This is a genomic window from Actinoplanes sp. NBRC 103695 (genome assembly GCF_030269485.1).
In the GTDB taxonomy this organism is placed as follows: domain Bacteria; phylum Actinomycetota; class Actinomycetes; order Mycobacteriales; family Micromonosporaceae; genus Actinoplanes.
The window spans coordinates 17,208-35,614 of sequence record NZ_BSTL01000049.1; the positions used below are offsets into that span (position 1 = coordinate 17,208).

21 protein-coding genes are annotated in these 18,407 nt (G+C 68.2%); 16 read left to right on the forward strand and 5 right to left on the reverse strand.

Annotated features, from left to right (window positions below; all coding sequences use genetic code 11):
- The first annotated feature begins 243 nt into the window (after positions 1-243).
- Together QSK31_RS45235 and QSK31_RS45240 are read left to right on the forward strand one after the other, a co-directional pair.
- A complete protein-coding gene (locus QSK31_RS45235) occupies positions 244-996 on the forward strand; it encodes a helix-turn-helix domain-containing protein (protein ID WP_285691292.1) in 753 nt (250 codons plus the stop codon).
- A gap of 2 nt (positions 997-998) precedes the next feature.
- Positions 999-1,466 (forward strand): NUDIX domain-containing protein, encoded by a 468-nt coding sequence (locus tag QSK31_RS45240; protein WP_285691293.1) that lies wholly within the window; start codon positions 999-1,001, stop codon positions 1,464-1,466.
- A gap of 183 nt (positions 1,467-1,649) precedes the next feature.
- Here QSK31_RS45240 and QSK31_RS45245 read toward each other — a convergent pair whose 3' ends face one another.
- The 5 genes from QSK31_RS45245 to QSK31_RS45265 form a co-directional block, all read right to left on the reverse strand.
- Positions 1,650-1,850 (reverse strand): DUF397 domain-containing protein, encoded by a 201-nt coding sequence (locus QSK31_RS45245; RefSeq protein WP_285691294.1) that lies wholly within the window; start codon positions 1,848-1,850, stop codon positions 1,650-1,652.
- A gap of 17 nt (positions 1,851-1,867) precedes the next feature.
- Entirely contained in the window at positions 1,868-3,013 is a 1,146-nt protein-coding gene (locus QSK31_RS45250) for a helix-turn-helix domain-containing protein (RefSeq protein WP_285691295.1), read from the reverse strand.
- 25 nt (positions 3,014-3,038) lie between these two features.
- Positions 3,039-3,710, reverse strand: a complete 672-nt coding sequence (locus QSK31_RS45255) for a prepilin peptidase (protein ID WP_285691296.1) — start codon at positions 3,708-3,710, stop codon at positions 3,039-3,041.
- Entirely contained in the window at positions 3,707-4,006 is a 300-nt protein-coding gene (locus QSK31_RS45260; RefSeq protein ID WP_285691297.1) for a winged helix-turn-helix transcriptional regulator, read from the reverse strand. Before QSK31_RS45260 ends, QSK31_RS45255 begins: the two co-directional genes overlap by 4 nt.
- 214 nt (positions 4,007-4,220) lie before the next feature.
- On the reverse strand, positions 4,221-4,553 hold the full coding sequence (locus QSK31_RS45265; RefSeq protein ID WP_285691299.1) for a hypothetical protein: 333 nt from the start codon (positions 4,551-4,553) through the stop codon (positions 4,221-4,223).
- A 324-nt stretch (positions 4,554-4,877) separates the two neighbouring features.
- Here QSK31_RS45265 and QSK31_RS45270 point away from each other — a divergent pair, with 324 nt between their 5' ends.
- The 14 genes from QSK31_RS45270 (at position 4,878) to QSK31_RS45335 (ending at position 18,404) form a co-directional block, all read left to right on the forward strand.
- Entirely contained in the window at positions 4,878-5,426 is a 549-nt protein-coding gene (locus QSK31_RS45270) for a hypothetical protein (protein ID WP_285691301.1), read from the forward strand.
- The gene (locus tag QSK31_RS45275; RefSeq protein WP_285691302.1) at positions 5,420-6,343 is read left to right on the forward strand and encodes a hypothetical protein; all 924 of its coding nucleotides are present in this window, start codon (positions 5,420-5,422) and stop codon (positions 6,341-6,343) included. The genes QSK31_RS45270 and QSK31_RS45275 overlap by 7 nt, the downstream gene beginning before the upstream one ends.
- Positions 6,344-6,511: 168 nt before the next feature.
- Complete coding sequence (locus QSK31_RS45280) at positions 6,512-7,111, forward strand: SAF domain-containing protein (RefSeq protein ID WP_285691330.1); 600 nt, start codon at positions 6,512-6,514, stop codon at positions 7,109-7,111.
- Position 7,112: 1 nt separating this feature from the next.
- Positions 7,113-7,913, forward strand: coding sequence for a hypothetical protein (locus QSK31_RS45285; protein WP_285691303.1), 801 nt, complete (start codon positions 7,113-7,115; stop codon positions 7,911-7,913).
- The gene (locus QSK31_RS45290) at positions 7,913-9,334 is read left to right on the forward strand and encodes a TadA family conjugal transfer-associated ATPase (protein WP_502873116.1); all 1,422 of its coding nucleotides are present in this window, start codon (positions 7,913-7,915) and stop codon (positions 9,332-9,334) included. Before QSK31_RS45285 ends, QSK31_RS45290 begins: the two co-directional genes overlap by 1 nt.
- Complete coding sequence (locus QSK31_RS45295; protein WP_285691304.1) at positions 9,322-10,227, forward strand: type II secretion system F family protein; 906 nt, start codon at positions 9,322-9,324, stop codon at positions 10,225-10,227. The genes QSK31_RS45290 and QSK31_RS45295 overlap by 13 nt, the downstream gene beginning before the upstream one ends.
- The gene (locus QSK31_RS45300; protein ID WP_285691305.1) at positions 10,224-11,120 is read left to right on the forward strand and encodes a type II secretion system F family protein; all 897 of its coding nucleotides are present in this window, start codon (positions 10,224-10,226) and stop codon (positions 11,118-11,120) included. The genes QSK31_RS45295 and QSK31_RS45300 overlap by 4 nt, the downstream gene beginning before the upstream one ends.
- Positions 11,121-11,153: 33 nt before the next feature.
- A complete protein-coding gene (locus tag QSK31_RS45305) occupies positions 11,154-11,345 on the forward strand; it encodes a hypothetical protein (RefSeq protein ID WP_285691306.1) in 192 nt (63 codons plus the stop codon).
- Positions 11,346-11,348: 3 nt separating this feature from the next.
- Complete coding sequence (locus tag QSK31_RS45310; RefSeq protein ID WP_285691307.1) at positions 11,349-11,828, forward strand: TadE family protein; 480 nt, start codon at positions 11,349-11,351, stop codon at positions 11,826-11,828.
- Positions 11,829-11,929: 101 nt separating this feature from the next.
- A complete protein-coding gene (locus QSK31_RS45315) occupies positions 11,930-12,415 on the forward strand; it encodes a TadE/TadG family type IV pilus assembly protein (RefSeq protein ID WP_285691333.1) in 486 nt (161 codons plus the stop codon).
- 65 nt (positions 12,416-12,480) lie between these two features.
- Positions 12,481-12,870 carry a pilus assembly protein TadG-related protein gene (locus tag QSK31_RS45320; RefSeq protein ID WP_285691334.1) on the forward strand — a complete coding sequence of 130 codons (390 nt, stop codon included), beginning with the start codon at positions 12,481-12,483 and terminating at the stop codon, positions 12,868-12,870.
- A gap of 27 nt (positions 12,871-12,897) precedes the next feature.
- Positions 12,898-15,786 carry an AfsR/SARP family transcriptional regulator gene (locus QSK31_RS45325; RefSeq protein ID WP_285691308.1) on the forward strand — a complete coding sequence of 963 codons (2,889 nt, stop codon included), beginning with the start codon at positions 12,898-12,900 and terminating at the stop codon, positions 15,784-15,786.
- The gene (locus QSK31_RS45330) at positions 15,783-16,601 is read left to right on the forward strand and encodes a DUF2637 domain-containing protein (protein ID WP_285691309.1); all 819 of its coding nucleotides are present in this window, start codon (positions 15,783-15,785) and stop codon (positions 16,599-16,601) included. Before QSK31_RS45325 ends, QSK31_RS45330 begins: the two co-directional genes overlap by 4 nt.
- A 1,584-nt stretch (positions 16,602-18,185) precedes the next feature.
- Positions 18,186-18,404, forward strand: coding sequence for a hypothetical protein (locus QSK31_RS45335; protein ID WP_285691310.1), 219 nt, complete (start codon positions 18,186-18,188; stop codon positions 18,402-18,404).
- The last annotated feature ends 3 nt before the right edge of the window (positions 18,405-18,407 follow it).

Below are 18,407 nucleotides of genomic sequence, written 5' to 3' on the forward strand. Positions count from 1 at the left end.
CTCTCTCATCGGGGATGATCAAATGGAGCTGCGCAGCGCATGCCGGGTGTATGGCGTCTAGAAGGCGTGCTCAGCCCATGCCGGCCCGGAAATGGCGGGCCGAAGAAGTTGTGAGACTGAGCTAACCGCTGATGTCGGGACGATTCACCCACCTGGGAGGACGCCAGAGGGACTTCTGTCCAAGTTGGAAACGTCCCAGGAAGTCCTTGAAACGTCCTAAGACGTACAGGCAGAGTTGTGGTCATGAACGAGCGCCTACGGACCACCATGATGCGGCGAGGCGTCACGACTGAAGATCTCGCCGCCGAGTGCGGCATCGATGTAAAGAGCGTGGAGCGGTGGATCTCGCTCAATCGAGTACCCCACCGTCAACATCGCTGGGCCGCCGCCAAACTCCTTGATGCCGATGAGGTGTACTTGTGGCCAAGCGCCCTGCTGCAAGGCACGCGACGTCGGGATGCAAGCAAGTCCGAGTTGGTGGAGCTGTACCCTGATCGCGCCAGTGTGCCTCGGGAAACGTGGCTCCGTTTGCTAAATGATGCCCGACAGAACATAGATGTGCTGGTGCACTCGGGTACGTTCTTCGCCCAGGTGCAGCCGCGCATTGCGCACATGCTAACCATGCGAGCGAAAGATGGAGTGCAGATCCGACTCTGTTTCGGCGATCCCGACTGTGTGTCCGTGTCTTCCAGAGATGCGGAGGAGGGTCTGGGCGGGACGCTGCAAGCCAAAATTCGGGCCAGCCTCACATATTACAGAACCTTAACCGAGGTCAATAATATTGAAATCCGGCTGCACGACACGACTCTATACAACAGCCTCTTTCGATATGACAACGACATCATGGTGAATAATCACGTATATGGTGCGCCAGCAAGCTTGAACCCGACGACCCATCTGCGGCGGATCGACGGCGGTGTTTTATTCGACCACTACAGTTCATCATTCGACAAGGTATGGGAAACCGCGAAGCCGTGGCTTGGAGTTGAGCAATAGAAATGGGACGCACAGAATATTGGAATGATCCCGCCGCGCCGAAGCCGAACACCCTTGTGCCAGCCTGTGGGGTGCTGGCGGTGGACGACGCCGGACGCCTGCTCATGCAGCGCCGACGCGACACGGGGCAGTGGGCGTTGCCGATGGGGAAGATGGAAATCGGCGAAACGCCCGCTGAATGCGCGGTTCGGGAAACCCTGGAGGAGACAGGTATCCTAGTCGAGGTTGTCGGCTTGGTAGGTATTTACTCGGACCCGCGCCACATCGTCGCCTACTCCGACGGAGAGGTAAGGCAGGAATACGAGGTCACGTTGCTAGCCAAGCCGGTAAGCGGCCGTCCAACAGAAAATGAAGAAGCAAGTGCGGTCGGGTGGTTCACTCCCGATCAGATCGAAGCTCTCGACGTTCACAGATCGATGCGTCGGCAAATTGCGGACTATGTCGAGGGCACGATGCCGCACATTGACTAAGCCCAAATGGCCAATGCTTGAGCCCTTGCCACCCAGGTCCAATGCATCGGGCATGTATCTTTCAATCTGATAGCCGCATTGAACAGGCATTTTCGAGTCTTGCATATTGCGCGACGAAACCATGAAGTTGTGCGTACCCGCGATGTCCGCACAGACCTCGATATTTGCCGCTCACGCTAACCGCTAGCCGACGTCAAACTCTCCTGCCTTCACTCCATCGATGAATGTCCGCCATTGGTCCGGGTTGAGGGCAAGGATCGGTCCAGCCGGATCCTTGCTGTCCCGTAGGCAGATTACGCCTGGCAGGTTGTCGGCGACTTCGACACACTGGCCATTGCTCTGGCTACGCGAACTCTTGCGCCACTTGGCGCGTGTGAAATCCACCGCGCCTCTCCTTCCAGCTACGCCAGTTCCCTGGCGACCGCCGCAATGAGTTCGACCGATTTGGTTGCGCTCAACGCAGCGGCATGCATGTGGGTGAAGACCATGTTAGCGCGTCGAAGATCATCTTCCTTCTCCATGTACACATCGCCGGCGAAGCTCTCGACGTACGCCACCGGCGAGTGGACATCCGGAGGAAACTCCAGGATAGCGATGCTTCCCAACGTCCCCGGGTGGCCGCCTTCGGCGAACGGCAAGACCTGGACAGTTACATTCGGTAACTTGCTGGCGCTGATCAGGTGATCGAGCTGCTCCCGCATGACGACCCGACTGCCGATCTGCCGCCGGAGCGCCCCCTCATCAATGATGGTCCACAGGTGGAGTCGTGGTTCCTCCGTCAAGCAGACTTGCCTGGCGATGCGCACCTGTACACGCTTTTCGATCAGATCCGGGTCTAGCACGAGTCCTTGCGCGGTCAGCAGCGCTCGGGCGTAGTCCTCGGTCTGAAGCAACCCCGGCATGGCCGCAAGCTCGAAATTCTTGACTTCAGTCGCGGCGGATTCCAGACCGATGTACATCACGTACGGAACGGGCAGTTGGCCGAACTTCGCCCACCAGCCTCGCTCTCTTCCCTGCTTCTGCAAGTCGAGCAACGTGTCACGCACGCGGTCATCGGTGACGCCGTAGCGTTCGAGCAGCACGAGTAAGTCGGGTCGACCGACCCCTAGATCGCCTGCCTCGATCTTGTAAATCTTCGACTCTGAGCAGCCCAGCACCTCCGAAATCTCGGCGTGGGAGAGATTAGCGGCCTCACGTAGCGTGCGCAGCTCCCGCGCGAGTTGCCAACGCGCAATCGTTGGACCAGTTGTTCTTGGCACCTGTACCTCCGCCTGCGAGAACACGGACAGTGTCTCGGCCTCTTCGACTGTAGGCAAGCAGCCGCTGACGACGAGCGCGGCCAGGATGGCGGTGTCCGAGGCCTGCCATCCAAGCGAGCCGAGAGTGAGGCCGTTGCGCGAGGCCCGCCACCGCGTCGCCAGAGGGGGCTCGCCGCCGACCGGAGCCGGGACGACCGCCCGAGCCCACCTGGCACCCAGCTTGCGGACACTGTGAGTGCATGAACCACTGATGATCTGCGTAGCCGAGGCTGGCAACTCCAGAATCACCAAATCGGAGGGACATCGCGTGACGTCACACGCTCCGTAGGACCACGCTGACGAGCCATCCGGCGACCAGTGCTGGCCCCATCGGAATCATGCCGGTGCTGCGGCTGCGGGTGCACAGCCTGAGAACGGCTGCGACGGCGCCTTGGAGGAGGAGTCCGCCAGACATACCGAGGGCCGCGGTTTCCCAGCTCAGCCAGCCGAGGTTCAGGGTTATTGCGCCGGCTAGTGCGATGTCTCCAAGGCCGAGTTGTCCCGGCAGCATGAACGCGAGGATCAGCAGGACGAACGCCGTGATGGATCCAGCGGCGACCGCGCGCAGGAGCTGGGAAGGGTCACCGCCGAGGGCGACAGCGCTGATGAAGCAGAGGATGCAGCTCACCACCAGGGCGGCAGTCATGGCGTGTGGCAGTCGGTGACGACGCAGGTCAATGATCGCTAGGCCGACGCCGAGAACGGCGAAAAGCCAGAACGCGGGCAATGCGGGGGACGGCGGAAGACGGCCAGTCACGATTCCGGCTGCCGCTCCAGTCAGGAGCGAGACAGCGGCGACGGTCATCGGGCGTGCCGGTGCGCCGTGCCACCAGCGGCGCGGTACGCAGATGCGGCCCTGCGGGGGGACTGAGTAGGTGATGGCGGCGATGGGTACACCGGCGAGCGCGCCTGCGATGGCGCAGCCTGTTGTGGCCAGGGCGTTCAACCCGATTGCTCGTCGTTGTTCTCTTCGGCGCGGTGTTCTCGTGTCCATCGCTCGATCTCGGACAGGAGGTCGAGTAGCTCGGTGCCCGCGCTTGTTAGGCGGTAGTCGGCGGTGTCCGTGTCGTAGTGGTGCTCGACGAGTCCCCGCTCTTGAAGATGGTTGAGCGTGCGGGTCAGGGTGCGTGCGTGAACGACGTCGGCGCTGGCCTGGGATACGGAGTGGTGGAGCTTGGAGTACCGCAGCGGACCGTCCCGAAGGGCGTTCAGGATGGCACGGTTGAGCTTCCGTTTCGCCATGTTGTAGATGGGTTCAAGGTCGTTCTTCAGCGCGACTCACCTCCCCCGATCACGAGCGCGCGACACTGAAGGTGATCTCAGTCTATTGGGGCGGACAAATGTTCGGCCACCCTTTTTGTGATCGTTGCGCGCCGTCGTCCAGCGTGGGCTGATAAAGGCAAGGGATGGGGCTGGAACCTATATGTCGTGAATGCCGAGATTGGCCGTCATGCCGCTATAGCGCATTATGTTCGGTGGCGCGACAGGCGGATCGTTTGATGATCCATTGCTGGAGGCGGACGACGTGGCCAGAGACCGCCTTCCCCTTGGCGGTCAGGCAGAAGATCGTCTGTGGACTCGGCATGATGTCCAGGCTTCCGCAGCGAGGACCGATGACGAATCCTTCGGCGGCTAGTGCCCTTAGCAGGGCCAACGCCTGCCGTGCGTCAACGGCGATTTGGGCGAAGGTGGCCGCGCCGCCACGCGCGTGCATGGCATACAGCACCTCGTATGTGCCGGATTTGGCGAGCAGCGTGAGCGTTTGATTGGTGCGGCCGTGGTCGCTCATCGCGGTGCACCCTTCTTGGGCCACAGGATTTGGAAGGAGTTTAGGTGGTATCGACGACAGCGTGACTGTCAGGTAGGCGACACAACTGGGGAGTGGCTTGTATTGATTTCGTCGCTGTACGGACCTCAAGGTGCGTGCCCAATGGCGCGTAGGTCCGACCATCCTGAAGGTGCGTACGTGCAGGTACGGAGCTTGCGGTCCGTATGGGGTGAGGGTGTACACACGATTCTTGACCTTGAGTCAGCCATCCTGAGTGGCCAGTCTCAAGGGTTGCAGATGCGGCTCTCCGTTGGGAAGCCGCTCACGATTGGGAGGTAGTGCCCGGTGGTCACCCGTCCGGTTCTGGTTGGCCTCGTCGTCGCGTCCGTCCTACTCGGCGCGGGGTGTAACTCGAACAAGCCCAAGAGCGCCCCGACCGGTTTACCGCTGGCACCGTCGTCGGCAGCGCCGAGCCTCGGACCGGGCACCGCCGACGAGCGCGATGCGCTTGTCGCCTACCGCGGCATGTGGAGCGCGTTCGTGGAGGCGGCGAAGACGTCCGACCCTGAAGCGCCGGACCTGCGCAAGTACGCCTCGGATCAGGCGCTGAAGTTGATTTCTGGCTCGCTCTATGCCGACCGCAGCAACCAGCAGGTGACCAAGGGCCAGTTGCTCACCGATCCGAAGGTGACCGCACTAAAACCCACGGACGTGCCGGCCGAAGCGACGATCGTCGACTGCGTCAATGACGAGAAGTGGTTGAAGTACAAGGCGTCCGGTGAACTCGTGAACGACGTGTCGGGCGGCAAGCACCGGACGACCGCCACCGTCAAGCGCACCGCCGACGGCTGGAAGGTCGCTTCCTTCATTCTGAGGGAGAAGGGGACATGCTGACGATCGCCCGGCGCATCGCCGTCGTCGTGATCCTGGCGGCCACGGCGATGGTAAGTGTGCCGCTCGCCGCCTACGCCGATTCGGGCACCGGCGGAGTCCAGTGCAGCACGGGCGACGCACGTCCTGAGTGCAATGTCGGTGTAGGCACTCCAGGACGGCCCAACGGCGGGGGCAATGGTGGCGGCACCGGTGGCCCGGGGGGTGACGGTAAGTGCCGCGACCCGAAGGGCAAGGAAATCCCGTGCGAGCGTGACGGGGGCTGGGCGGGCTCGGACGGCTGCTATTACAAGCCGGTCGATCTGTCCCCGACCATGATCGAGAACCTCGGCGGTCAGCCCGCCGGTGAGGGCGGCTGGTACCAGAAGGTCTGCTACGGCGAGGACGGGCAGGCGACGACCGGTTTCGGTGGTCCGGAGTGGATCGCGGGCGCTCCTCCTGCGGTGTCGCCAGAGGTTCTCGCTCGCCAGGCGCGAGCGAAGCTCCGGCTGCCAGAGCTGGTTATCCGGATGAATCCGCCGGGTGACCAGCTCGTCAACTTGCCGATTTGGTTGGCCCTCGGTCCGGCCTCGTGGAAGTCGCAGTCGGCGACCGCCACGGTCCCGGGGGTGAGCGTCACCGCGACGGCGCGGCCCGTGAAGGTGGTCTGGTTGATGGGCGACAGCACCACGCGCACCTGTCGGGGGCCGGGGACGGCGTGGAAGCCGGGCACCAATCCGAAGGCGGCTTCGCCGGACTGCGGTCACGTCTACCGGCGTTCCTCGGCGGGCGCGGCAAGGGGCGTGTACACGGTGTCCGCGACGGTGACGTGGGAGGTCACCTGGGCCGGGGCGGGTCAGTCCGGCACGGTGCCGGGGCTGGAGACGACCGGCCAAGTCCAAACCCGAGTACAGGAGTCCCAAGCGGTCATCAGCCGCTAAAACCTGCAAGTCCACTTATAGAAACGCGCCAAGTCGGGGAGGACATTGGTCATGGCGCTAGATTCCGTGCGCCCAAAATCAGGGCTGGAAGATCGTTCCACGGTTGCCGCGCCGCGCGCGGGGCGGGGACCGTGGCGGGCGGCCCGCCGCCGTCGCCGTCTGCCGTTCGTGGCGTTGGGCGGCCTGTTGGTCGTCGTGTGTGTGTTGGGATACGCCTGGGGTGCGGTGCGCCTCGGTGACCGGGTCCAGGTACTCGCAGTGGCCCGGCCGGTGGCGGCCGGGCAGGCACTGGCCGCCGCCGATTTGAAGCAGGTCTCGGCGGCACAGGACCCTGGAGCGCAGCTCATCCTGGTCGGGCAGGCGCAGCAGGTGATCGGCCGTACGGCCGTGGTTCCGCTGTTGCCGGGGACGCTGTTGACGCCGTCGCTGGTGGGCGAGGCGGGGTTCCCGCCCGCCGGGAAGGTCGCCGCTTCTCTGGCGCTCAAGCCCGGCCAGTACCCGCAGGGTCTGGCCAGTGGGGCGCAGGTTGCGGTGTATGTCTCCGCCACCGGGACGGGCGGTGACGGGCAGGCCGCCCCGGCGAACGCCTCCCGGGCGGGGTCGGCCCCGACCCGGCTGCAGGCGGTAGTGCTCGGGGTGGACCTCGCCGGTGACGGTCAGGGCGCCACCGTGATCACGCTGCTGCTGGACGCCTCCGACGGTGGCCGCCTCGCCGCCGCGCCGGCGGGCGGAGTGGTGCTGATGCAGGCCGCTCCCGGAGGTAACTGACATGCCGCTCGTTGCCGTGACCTACGTCAAGGGCCGTCCCGGCGCGACGACGACCGCGCTCGGGTTAGCCGCCGCCGCTCCGGCCGACGCACGGCCGGTCGTGCTGGAGTGCGACCCTGCGGGCGGGGACGTGATGCGCCGCCTCGACCTGGCCGCCACACCGAGCCTGGTGGATCTGGCTGCTGCCGCACGAGGTGCCACGAACGTCGAGGCTGCCATCGTGGCGGGCCGACAGACGGCGATGGTCGCCGGGGAATTGGTGCCGGTGGTGGTGGCCCCGGCGGGCGGGGCGCAGACCCGCGCCGCGCTGCCGGAGCTGACCGGTACCGGACGGGCGGTGCTGACCACCCCCGAGCGCCTCGTCATCGCGGACTGCGGGCGTCTCGCCCCCGGTTCGGCGGCGTGGCCGTTGCTGCGCCTGGCCGACGTGGTCCTCGTGATGGCCCGCGCCCGCACGGACGAGTTGGCCCATCTGCGCGAGGCACTGGCCGAGCTGGTCGACGTCGGCGCGGGCCGGCTGGTGGTGCTGCTCGCCGCCGGGGGCGTGTACCCGGCCACTGAGGTGGCGGAGGTGCTGTCGACCCATGTGGCTGAGGAACTGGCCCGCGACCCCGCATCGCTGGGGGTGCTCGGCCCGCTGCCGACCGACGGTAAGGCGGCGGCCGTGCTCGCTGGCGAGCTGGTGGCCGGACGTAAGTGGCAGCGGCTGCCGCTGATGCGCGCCTACGCCGATCTGCTCCGCGATCTCGCCGCCGACCTGCCGATCAGCCCACAGCCTGCCGTCAGTGAGGAGGCCGTCTGATGAGCTACCCCCTCGCCATACGTCAGCCCACCGGCCGCCGAGACGGGCTCATGCCCGAGCTGGCCCCGGACGCCAGCGAGATCACCGTGGTCCGTCGCGTCCGCCGGGAGGTGGCCGAGCGGCTGACCCGCGCCACCCGGGCGCACGAGACCGCGACGGGTGCGGTGATGTCGGCCGCTGAGCAGCAGGCGACTACCCGAAAGCTGATCACCGCCGCGTTGGATGCGTACGCCGCCGAGGAGATGAACGCGGGCCGCCCGCCGCTGCGCCCCGATGCGGAGTCGCGGGTAGGGCGCGCGGTGGCGGACATGCTGCTGGGCGCCGGTGGTCTGCAACCGCTCCTGAACGACGAGCGGGTGGAGGACATTCACGCTAACGGCTGTGACCAGGTCTTCGTGCGCTACACCGACGGCACCCGCCGCCAGGTCGCCCCGATCGCCGACACGGACGCGGAGATGGTGGAGTTGATCCGCCGCCTCGCCGCTGACGCCGGCCGCGCCGAGACCGGCGGCGAAGGCGGCGAGGAACGCCGCTGGGACCGCGCCGCGCCGATCCTGAAGCTGCAGATGCCCGACGGCTCCCGGCTGCACGCGATCATGTCGGTCACCCCGCGCCCGGCGTTGTCGATCCGCCGTCACCACTACATCAAGGTCACCCTCGCTGACCTGGAACAGCTCGGCACCCTCAACTCGGTGCTGCGCGAGTTGTTCGCCGCGGCGGTCCGCGCTCGGTTGAACACCCTCGCCGCCGGGCGCACCGGTGCCGGCAAGACCACGCTCCTACGCGCTCTGGCCACGCATATCGAGGCGCACGAGCGGATCGTGACCATTGAGGACACCTATGAGCTGGCGCTCAACGCGGACAAGGCGTTGCACCCCGATGTGGTGCCGTTGCAGTCGCGGGAGGCCAACGTTGAAGGCGAAGGCGCGATCGGTATGAGCGAACTGTTCCGCTCCGGGCTACGAATGTCACCGGACCGGGTCATCGTCGGTGAGATCCGGGGCCACGAGGTCATCCCGATGCTTAACGCCATGTCGCAGGGCAACGACGGATCGTTGGGCACCATCCATGCCTCGTCGTCGGCCGGGGTGTTCGAGAAGCTCGCCCTGTACGCGGCACAGTCGCCGGAGCGCCTCGACCCGGCCACCACGAATCTGCTGGTCGCGGAGTCGGTGCACCTGGTGGTGCACCTCGCGTTGACCGATGCCGGGCGGCGGGTGGTCACCTCGGTCCGCGAAGTCGTGGACGCCGACGGGCTGTCTGTCGCCTCGAACGAGATCTTCCGGCCCGGACCGGACGGGCGGGCGGTCCCGGCGTCACCGCCGTCGACCGCGCTGCTGACCATTCTGGCCGGGGCGGGGTTCGACCCGCGCCTGTTGGACGAGGCCCGCACCGCACCGGGCGGGGGGTGGACGTCGTGACGTTGACGGTGCCCCTGGCCGCGATGCTCGGGCTCGGGACGGCGTTCGGGGTCGTGCTGGTCGTGGTCGGGCTGACGGGCCGTGACAACGGGCCCGCCGACTCCGACACCGAGTCGTGGCTGTCGAGGTTCGCCTCCGGCCGTGGCCCGGTTGACCGCCGCCGGGTAGCGGTGTGTGTGGCCGTGGGTGTGCTGGTGGCTGTGCTGACCCGCTGGCCGGTCGCGGCCGTGCTGTGCGCCATCGGGGCGTGGGTGCTACCGGCGGTCATCGGTCCGGACCGTGACCACGCCCGCCGGGTCGCCCGTATCGAAGCCATCGCCACCTGGACCGAGGCGCTCCGCGACAACCTGTCGGGCGCGGCCGGGCTCGAGCAGGCCATCACCACCAGCGCCATCGAATCCCCCGAGCCGATCCGCGACGAAGTGACCCGGCTGGCCACCCGCCTGCAGCGCAGTTGGCGGCTGACGGCGGCGTTGCGGGCGTTCGCCGCCGAGCTGGCCGACCCCACCGCCGACCTCGTCGTGGCCGGCCTACTCATGGCCGCCCGTGGAAGTGCAGGGCAGCTCGGCGAGGTGCTGGGCGAGCTGGCCGCCTCCGCACGGGCGAAGGTCGCCTCCCGGCAGCGCATCGCGGCCAGCCGCAAAAGCAACCGCACGAGCGCCCGGGTCATCGTCGGCGTCACCCTGGCCATGGCCGCGTTCCTCACTCTCGCCAACCGGGGCTACTTGGCACCGTTCGACACCGCAACGGGGCAACTCGTCCTGCTCGCGGCCGGAGGCTGCTTCGGATTCGCGTTCTTCTGGCTCGCAAAGCTGATGCGGGACCGCGACAGCGCGCGGGTGCTGCAGAACGTCGCCGGTGACCCGCACCGGGAGGCGGTGGTGCGGTCATGATCGGATCGTTGGTGTTCGGCCTCGGCACCGGCGTCGGGCTGTGGCTCATCGTCGTGGGCTGGCGGCCCCGCCCGCCACGGCTGGGCGAGGCCCTCGACGCCCCGTACGGGCTGACCCGTCAGGCGCAGGTTGACGCCGAGACCGCCGGGGCAGGGTGGGCCGGACGGTGGGGCCGCCCGGCGGTGCGCTGGCTGCGCCGCCTCGGCCTGCCCACCACCGGCACCCGCCGCGACCTGGCGACTGTGGATAAGCCTGTGGATATCCACCTCGCGGAGCAGGCCACGGCCACCGTCTTCGGCCTGCTCGTCCCGCCGGTATTCGCCATGCTGCTCACCTTCGCCGGGACCGGCCCCGGGTTCGCCATGCCCGCCGCCGCAAGTCTGATCCTTGGTGTGGCCGGGTTCCTGGCTCCGGAGCTGTCGGTCCGCAGCGAGGCGGCACAGCACCGGACGGCGTTTCGTGACGCGCTGAGCTCGTTTTTGGATCTGGTGGTGATCAGCCTCGCCGCCGGGTCCGGCGTTGACCAGGCCCTGGACGAGGCCGCCTCGGTGGGGTCCGGACCGGCCTATGCGGAGATCCGCTACGCCCTCACCGAAGCGAGGTTGGCCCGGGTGCCGCCGTGGGACACCCTCGCCCTGCTCGGGCAGCGCCTCGCCGTGCCGGAGTTGCGGCAGCTCGCCGCGACCGTCGGCATGGCCGGCAGCGAAGGCGCCCGGGTCCGCTCGTCGCTGCGCTCCCGCGCGGTCGCGATGCGCGACAAACGGCTCACCGACGCCGAAGGCGAGGCCAACGCCGCGACCGAACGCATGAGCCTCCCCATCGTCGCCCTGTTCGCCGGGTTCCTGATCTTCCTCGGCTATCCCGCCCTGGCTGCCGTCCTCGGCGGCCTCTGAACCCGTCAGTTCACCGAACCCGGAGGTCCTGTCATGTCCGCCCTGTTGAGCTACCTGAGCGCCGAGATCCGGCACCGCTGGACGGCGGTCCGCGACACCAAAGACGGCGGCTACTCCACCGAAGCCGTCCTGGTCACCGCCCTGCTCGTCCTCGCGGCCATCGCGGTGATCGGCATCATCGTCACCAAGGTCACCAGCAAAGCCAACACGATCAACCTCGGCTGAACCATGCCCACGGTGACCATCCTCCGAGACCGCCGTGCCGCGCGCATCTCCTCCCCCGCGCGCGGCACGGCCGGGCGGCTCCGTGCCCGCTGGCGGCGCGTCGCCGAGCGTTCCGACGCTGGCGCGGCCACGGCCGAGCTGGTCATCGCCATGCCCTTGTTGCTGCTCATCGTCATGTTCGTCATCCAGGCCGGAGTGTGGATGCACGCCACCCACATCGCCCAGGCCGCCGCCACCAGGGCAGCGAGCACCGCCTCCGCCTACCAATCCAACGCCGGAGCCGGGCAAGGCGCCGGCGCGGACACCCTCGCCGCGATCGGCAGCGGCGTACTGAAGAACCCCTCCGTGTCGGTCACCCGCACCGCCACCGAGGCCCGCGTCGAGGTCCGAGGGACCGCCCAAACCGTCGTCCCCGGCATCCACTGGCGGGTCTCCACCGTGGTCGTACGGCCCGTCGAGCGCTGGACCGGAGCCGATCAATGACCGCCCCGGACTTGGTGCCTTCGGCCGGCGCGTCCGAGTTCGCCGCGGGCGTCGCGGACCTCGTCGCCTACGCCCCACGACCCCACCAAGAAAGGCGACTGATGTCGGGAAGTGCCCGTGGTGGCGTCGTGATTCGACTTCGGGCCGCCGTGTCCGACCGGTGGCGGGTGCTGGCCGCGACACCCGATGCCGGGGCCAGCACCGCCGAGATGGCGCTGCTTACCCCGCTGCTGATCATGTTGCTGTTGCTGGTGGTGTTGTGCGGCCGGTTGGCCTCCGCGCAGATCGATACCGACGCCGCCGCGAGTAGCGGCGCCCGCTCCGGATCACTGGCCCGCAGCCAGGCGGCGGCGGTCGCGGGCGCGGAACGCACCGCACGCGCCAGCCTCGCCGCCCAAGGCGTGACCTGCCAGTCCACCGAGGTCAGCGTGAGCACCGGCGGGTTACGGCCGGGCGGGGCGGTCACCGTGACCGTCTCGTGTCGGGTTCGCCTGTCGGATTTGGTGCTGCTGAAGGTGCCCGGGAGTCGGGTGGTCCAGTCCAGCGCTACCTCGCCCATCGACCAGTGGATCGGAGGTGCCCCGTGAGGCGACACATCCGCACGGTGACCCGGTGGCTGCAGGACCGTACCGGAGGGTCAGACGCCGGGCAGGTGACCCCGTTCGTGGTGCTGCTCAGCGTCGCCCTGCTCGCCGTGGCCGGGCTGGTCCTCGACGCCGGACTGGCCATCTCCGCCAAGGTGCAGGCCCTCGAGATCGCACAGTCGGCTGCCCGCGCCGGAGCCCAACAGCTCGACCTGTACGCCTACCGCACCAGCGGCGTCACCCGCCTGGACACCGGCCGCGCCGCCTCGACCGCCCGTTCCTGGCTCGAATCGGCCGGAATTGCCGGGGACGCCTCCGCAACGGCGACCACCGTCACCGTCACCGTCCGGCGGACCAGCCGCACCCAGATCCTGCAACTCGTCGGCGTACGTGGCCTGCACGTATCCGCTACCGCGACCGCGACCGCTGTGCACGGCGTCACCGGCCCCAACACCTGACCCGCTCTCGACAAAAGGGGTTCGAGCATGACGCGCGCCTTCGCCACGGTCGGCCGGCTGCTTCGAGCCGGGGCCGCCCTCGCCCTCCTGGCCGGATTCACTGCCGGGGTGCCGTGGCTGTTGACCGCCTCGGCCGGGTGGCCGCTGAGCTGGATCGGCTGGCCGCACCTCGCGCAGGTCCCCGGGCTGGCCGAGCTGATCGGCGCGGTGACGAATCCCTGGTCGGATCAGATGATCCTCGCCATGCTGGCCTCGATCGGCTGGGTGCTGTGGTTGATCTTCGTCCGCCACGTGATCATCGAGATCATCGAGGCGAGCGCGGACGCTGCCGCAGCCCGGCGTGGACAGCGCCGAGCGCCGGTCGGCGGGCGTGGCCCGATCCGCTGGGTGGCTGCCGTGCTGGTCGGCGCGATCATCGGCGCGGTGCTGTTCGACGCCGCCCGCGCCGTCACCGGCACCACTGGCACCAGCGCCGCCGCCGCTGCCGACGCCGCCGCGCGCCGCCCCGCCGTCACCGTCGCGGCACCGGCACCGGCCCCAGCCGTGGCCGTGGCCGCCCCGGTCGCGCATACCGGCCCGCGCCCGGCCATCACCGTCCACACCGACGCCGCCACGACGATGCCGAGGCTTGCCTCTGCCGCCCACCAGGACACCGCCGTGCCCTCATGGGCGCGCGACGCCCCCGGCGGGGTCCACCCCGTCAAGGCTGGAGACAACCTGTGGGACATCGCCGCCGACAAGCTCGGCGACCCGCACCGCTGGCGCGAGATCTACACCCTCAACCGGGGACACGTTCAGGCCAACGGCTACGCCCTGACCGACCCCGACGAGATCCATGTCGGCTGGGTCCTCGCTCTACCCGCCCGCAAGGCTGCCCCCGCCCATCACGAGACGGCACCGGCCGAGCCCGCCGACCCGGCTCCGGCCGAGACCGGCCCCGCGGCCGGTGGTTCCGCCGCCGCCGCCAGTCCCAGCGGCCCGGCCAGCCCGGCACCGTCCACGGCCGCGCCTTCCGCCACGGTGACGACGCCGGGCACGGCTGCGCCCACCTCGGACGCATCCGCCCCGGGCGAGCACACCGAGTCACACGATGATCAGCAGGTGGGGGTCACGTTGCCGTCGCAAGGCTGGATCAGCCTGGGGCTCGCCGCAACGATCGCGGCCGTCGCCGGACTGCTGCGCCTGCACCGTCGCCGCCGCGCCCGCCTTGGTGCGCGCATCGGCGTAGGGACCGGCCCGACCCGACCGCCCGTCCCGCCGGAGTTGGCACTCGCCGACGCCGCCGGCCGCCGCGACCTCACCCCGGAGGCCGACCCGGACGGCTTTGACGAACAGCCTCGCCCTACCGTCCGTCCGATCGCGCCGGTGCTGCCCGCTCCGATCGGCGTGGACGCGTCCGGCAAGGAGGTGAGCCTGTTCACGCTGCCCGGCCCCGGCCTCGCCCTGCGCGGACCGGGTGCTGACGCCGTGGCCCGTGCCGTGCTCGGCAGCGCCCTCGCCACCGGCGTCTACGACCCTGCCGCCGTGCGGCCCGTCGTGATCACCACCCCGGACACCCTCGCCCGGCTGCTGCCCGACGGCGCCGAGCCGACCGGGCTGGACCCGCACGGCGTCACATTCGACGGTGAACGGCTGCTCGTGCTGGCCGACACCGCCGCCGCTGTCACCCACGCCGAGGAGGAGATGATCGGACGACGAAGGTTGCTCGACACCTTCGACGCCGACACGATCACCGACCTCAACGCCCGCGATGACCACATCGAGCACCAGCCGCCCTACGTCCTGCTCATCGAAGGCGCTCACCGGTACACGGGCCGGGTCGCGGCCGTCGCCGCGCACCGCGCCGCGCTGCATCTGCACCCGGTCGTGCTCGGCGACCTCGACGGCGCCCCGACCATCGAGGTCGCCGCCGACGGCACTGTGCCCGGTGGCGGCCGGTTGGCGACGCTCGCCGCCTCCGACCTGGCGCAGCTCCTGGCCATGATCGCCGAAGCCGCCGCCCGGCCCGAACCCGGCACCGACATCGACGAGCCCACCGACATCGACCCGGCGAACCCGCCGCCAGAATCGCCGGAGGCGGGCGAGGACACCCCGGCCGTGGACCTCGCATCGGCGCCGGATCTGCCCGCCGCCAGCACTGACTCCCCGGCGCTGGCCCGCCTTACCGTGCTCGGTGCGGTCACCCTGACCACCGACAGCGGACCGATCACCACCGGCATGCGCTCCGGTTCCTACGCCGCTCTGGCCCTGATGGCCGCGCGCCCCCACGGACGCACCCTCGCCCAGCTCGGTGCCGACCTGCACCCCGATACCGACCCGGCCGCCGCTGCCAAACGCGTCCGCACCGACATCAACACCGTGCGCCGGGTCCTGCGCACCGCGACCGGCGCCGCCAAAGCGAAGTTCGTCCTCTACGACGCCGCCACTGGCCGCTACCGGATTGATCCCGACACCATCGAGGTCGACCTGTGGCGGATGCTCACCGCGATCGGTACGGCCAACACAGCCACCGACGACACCGCCGCCCTGACCGCCCTACGCGAGGCCGCCGACCTGTACGCCGGGGACTTCGCCGAAGGACAGGACCGGAGCTGGGTCACCGACTACGCCACCACCCACCGCGACCAGATCCTCAACGTGTACGCCCGCATCGCCGAACTCCTCGAGCCCGACCAGCCTGACGCGGCGGTCGCCGCGCTGGAGACCGCTCTGCGCCACGACCCGGTCAACGAGGAGCTGTACCAGCGCATCATCCGCATCCACGGCCGCCAGCACCGGCCCGACGCGGTCCGGCGCACCCTGCGCCGCCTGGAGGCCCAGCTCGCTGACCTTGGCGACGCCGAACCCTCCGAGGCCACCCGCCGCATCGCCGACCGGCAACTGCGCCACACTGTCACGTCCGGACCACGAGCATGAACGAGCCACGCCTACGCCGGCTGCGGTGGGGAGTCCGGGGAGCCTTGCTCGTCGGCGTCGCCGCCTCGGTGACCGCGAACATCCTGCACGCCCGCGACAACCCCATCAGCCAGGCCATCGCGGCATGGCCGCCGCTGGCCCTGCTCCTGACCGTCGAGCTAATCTCCCGCGTCCCGATCCACTCCAAGACCCTCGCCTTCGTACGGTTCTCCGCAACCGCCGTCATCGCGGGTATCGCGGCGTGGGTGTCCTACTGGCACATGGCGGCCGTCGCCGCCCGCTACGGCGAGACCAGCGCCTCGCCCTACCTGCTGCCGCTGTCGGTCGACGGGTTGATCGTCGTCGCGAGCATCTGCCTGGTCGAACTCACCGCCCGCATCACCGACGCCGAGCAACCCGACCTCGCCGACCAAGCGGCGCCAGCGTCAGGGGCCCACAAACAACCCGCAGACCAACCCGGTCACGAGCCCGACCAGGAGGCGTCCGACACCCGCCCGGACCTACACGACGTGGATCCACTCGATCATGACGGCCGCGGCGATGACGATGCCGCGTCGGGTGATGCACTGCCGGACGCCGAGTCTGGCGGCGACGGCCCCGACCTCGCCGATGACCTGGTGCCGCTGCTGCCCGCCGCACGCGCCGCCCGCGACGAGCTGATGCGCGAGGGTGCGACGGTGGGTCGAGACGCCCTCGCCGCCCGGCTGCGCCGCAACGGCACGCCGATCCGCAACACCCGCGTCTCGGAACTTCTCGCCGCGCTGAAAGCCGAAACACAGTCTGACAACGACGCCCGCCCGAAGGCATCGGTATGAGGATCGCGGCCGGTGCGGGCGGCGCGGGCCGCCGTGAGCGGGTTTCGTTTACCTGCGCGACGACGTCGACCAGCTCATGACCGAGGTTGGCCAGGTCCTTGCCGGGCCAGCAAGCCCACGACCAACTACTACGTGAGCACACCCACGACATCAACGAACGCGCCAGATGCCTCGACGTGGAACGCCGCCTCATCACCATGTTGAGCTGGATCGATGAAGTCCTGGCGACACGAGCCGTCCGATTTCTCCTGCTATCAACGGCGCCGGAGGTAGAGAGCTGCCACTGCCATCGCCGATGTCGCCACTGCTCCCAACACCGTAAGCGCGTAGCGGATGGTGCCCTCCTGGATCGCCGCGACTCCGGCCGCGACGAGGATGGAGCAGATGCCACTCCCGACGCTCCCGATAGCCAGCAACGCAGCCTTCGCCACGGAGTGCCCATGATCGGTAGCGCCATGGTCGGCCTGACCGGCAGGCTCCCCATGATCAGGCGTGCGCGGCTCAGGACCCCTCGGCGTAACACCAGTCATATGCCAAGTCCCCTCAAACGATCAAATTGATTTGCGTGGGCAGCCCGAAATAGTCCCCGACGTAGGGGACTGTTGTTTTCGATGGCCGAGATATGTTCTACCACCATTGCTTGAGGAAGGCGAACCTCAGGGATGGATTTCTGGCTGACAGGTTGCGGTCGCAATCCCGTTTCAAAAACAGGGTGGACGACAGCTATGTGAAGCTCATCTATCTCCCCAGTTCATAGCGCTGCGACTGCCCTGGCGGTCGTCCCTGAAGCCCGTCCTGGCGCCGAAGAGACTTCCTATTCGGAGCTTTTTGGATCTTCGGCCGGATTGAAAAGCGGTACGTACCGCATTCCCTCCCAGCCGCCTATCGGCGCTCCCCGCATTGCAACATTTCAACCGCCCATCAACCACGTCTCCACCCCTATCAACCACCTGCCAAAGGGGCATCCAAACCGTCTATCGCGCGGCCCGTCGGCCGCCCTCCTTGATGGCCGAACAGTCGGCCAGTAGGGATAGCGGTTCTAACACGCTAACAACGCCTCTAACAGTGAGTCGGCCTGCTTGCTTGCAAGCAAGCAAGCAGCTGACCAGCGCGTTCTTACAGTCAAACAGCCAGGCAGGCAGTGGAACAGGACGCCGACAACCAGGCCGTACCGCCGTCTGACGCGGGCTCATCCACACCTCGACGGGCTAACCGGCCCAAACCTCGCTATTGCCACGCCCTGCACCGACGTTCGGCTGCGGGGATCCTCGTCATGTCACCACATCGAGAAGGACCCCACCCCCGTGGCGAGAACCAGCCAGACGACTGGACCGCCGGCACTCCGGCTCGTAGCCAAGATCGACCCACAACGCCCAAGCACGAAGATGACAACAAGCGCGCCTATGTGACAACGACCGCGCTTCGGCTCACACGCGAGCGCGATCGAGCGCACCGCCGACATGGCGACAACCGTCGAAATGTGTGCCCACTACGGCTGACCGTCACACCGAGATGGCTGGCGGGGCGGCGATTCACCGGTCGGCGGCGGCTTGATCGCATTGTCGAGGTCTGGGTGGATCGGTGATGCGTGCCACGACCGGGCACGCGTCAGGCCACGACATCCGGAGCGACGAGATGACCCAACCGGCAGCCGCTATGCACACCATCATGGTCGATGAGGAGATGTTCGACCTGCTCAACCGGACCGCGACCACTCACGAAACCGACGCCAACGGCGCTCTGCACTACCTGCTCGATGTGCCACCCGTACCCGTCTCGGCCCCCGCCGACGACGACGAGTAGAGC

Excerpts from the sequence above, each read along its gene's own strand:
- QSK31_RS45235 (WP_285691292.1), top strand. The coding sequence starts at position 244 with ATGAACGAGCGCCTACGGACCACCATGATGCGGCGAGGCGTCACGACT.
- QSK31_RS45240 (WP_285691293.1), top strand. The coding sequence starts at position 999 with ATGGGACGCACAGAATATTGGAATGATCCCGCCGCGCCGAAGCCGAAC.
- QSK31_RS45260 (WP_285691297.1), bottom strand. The coding sequence starts at position 4,006 with ATGGCGAAACGGAAGCTCAACCGTGCCATCCTGAACGCCCTTCGGGAC.
- QSK31_RS45265 (WP_285691299.1), bottom strand. The coding sequence starts at position 4,553 with ATGAGCGACCACGGCCGCACCAATCAAACGCTCACGCTGCTCGCCAAA.
- QSK31_RS45275 (WP_285691302.1), top strand. The coding sequence starts at position 5,420 with ATGCTGACGATCGCCCGGCGCATCGCCGTCGTCGTGATCCTGGCGGCC.
- QSK31_RS45285 (WP_285691303.1), top strand. The coding sequence starts at position 7,113 with ATGCCGCTCGTTGCCGTGACCTACGTCAAGGGCCGTCCCGGCGCGACG.
- QSK31_RS45290 (WP_502873116.1), top strand. The coding sequence starts at position 7,913 with ATGAGCTACCCCCTCGCCATACGTCAGCCCACCGGCCGCCGAGACGGG.
- QSK31_RS45300 (WP_285691305.1), top strand. The coding sequence starts at position 10,224 with ATGATCGGATCGTTGGTGTTCGGCCTCGGCACCGGCGTCGGGCTGTGG.
- QSK31_RS45305 (WP_285691306.1), top strand. The coding sequence starts at position 11,154 with ATGTCCGCCCTGTTGAGCTACCTGAGCGCCGAGATCCGGCACCGCTGG.
- QSK31_RS45310 (WP_285691307.1), top strand. The coding sequence starts at position 11,349 with ATGCCCACGGTGACCATCCTCCGAGACCGCCGTGCCGCGCGCATCTCC.
- QSK31_RS45315 (WP_285691333.1), top strand. The coding sequence starts at position 11,930 with ATGTCGGGAAGTGCCCGTGGTGGCGTCGTGATTCGACTTCGGGCCGCC.
- QSK31_RS45325 (WP_285691308.1), top strand. The coding sequence starts at position 12,898 with ATGACGCGCGCCTTCGCCACGGTCGGCCGGCTGCTTCGAGCCGGGGCC.
- QSK31_RS45330 (WP_285691309.1), top strand. The coding sequence starts at position 15,783 with ATGAACGAGCCACGCCTACGCCGGCTGCGGTGGGGAGTCCGGGGAGCC.
- QSK31_RS45335 (WP_285691310.1), top strand. The coding sequence starts at position 18,186 with ATGCGTGCCACGACCGGGCACGCGTCAGGCCACGACATCCGGAGCGAC.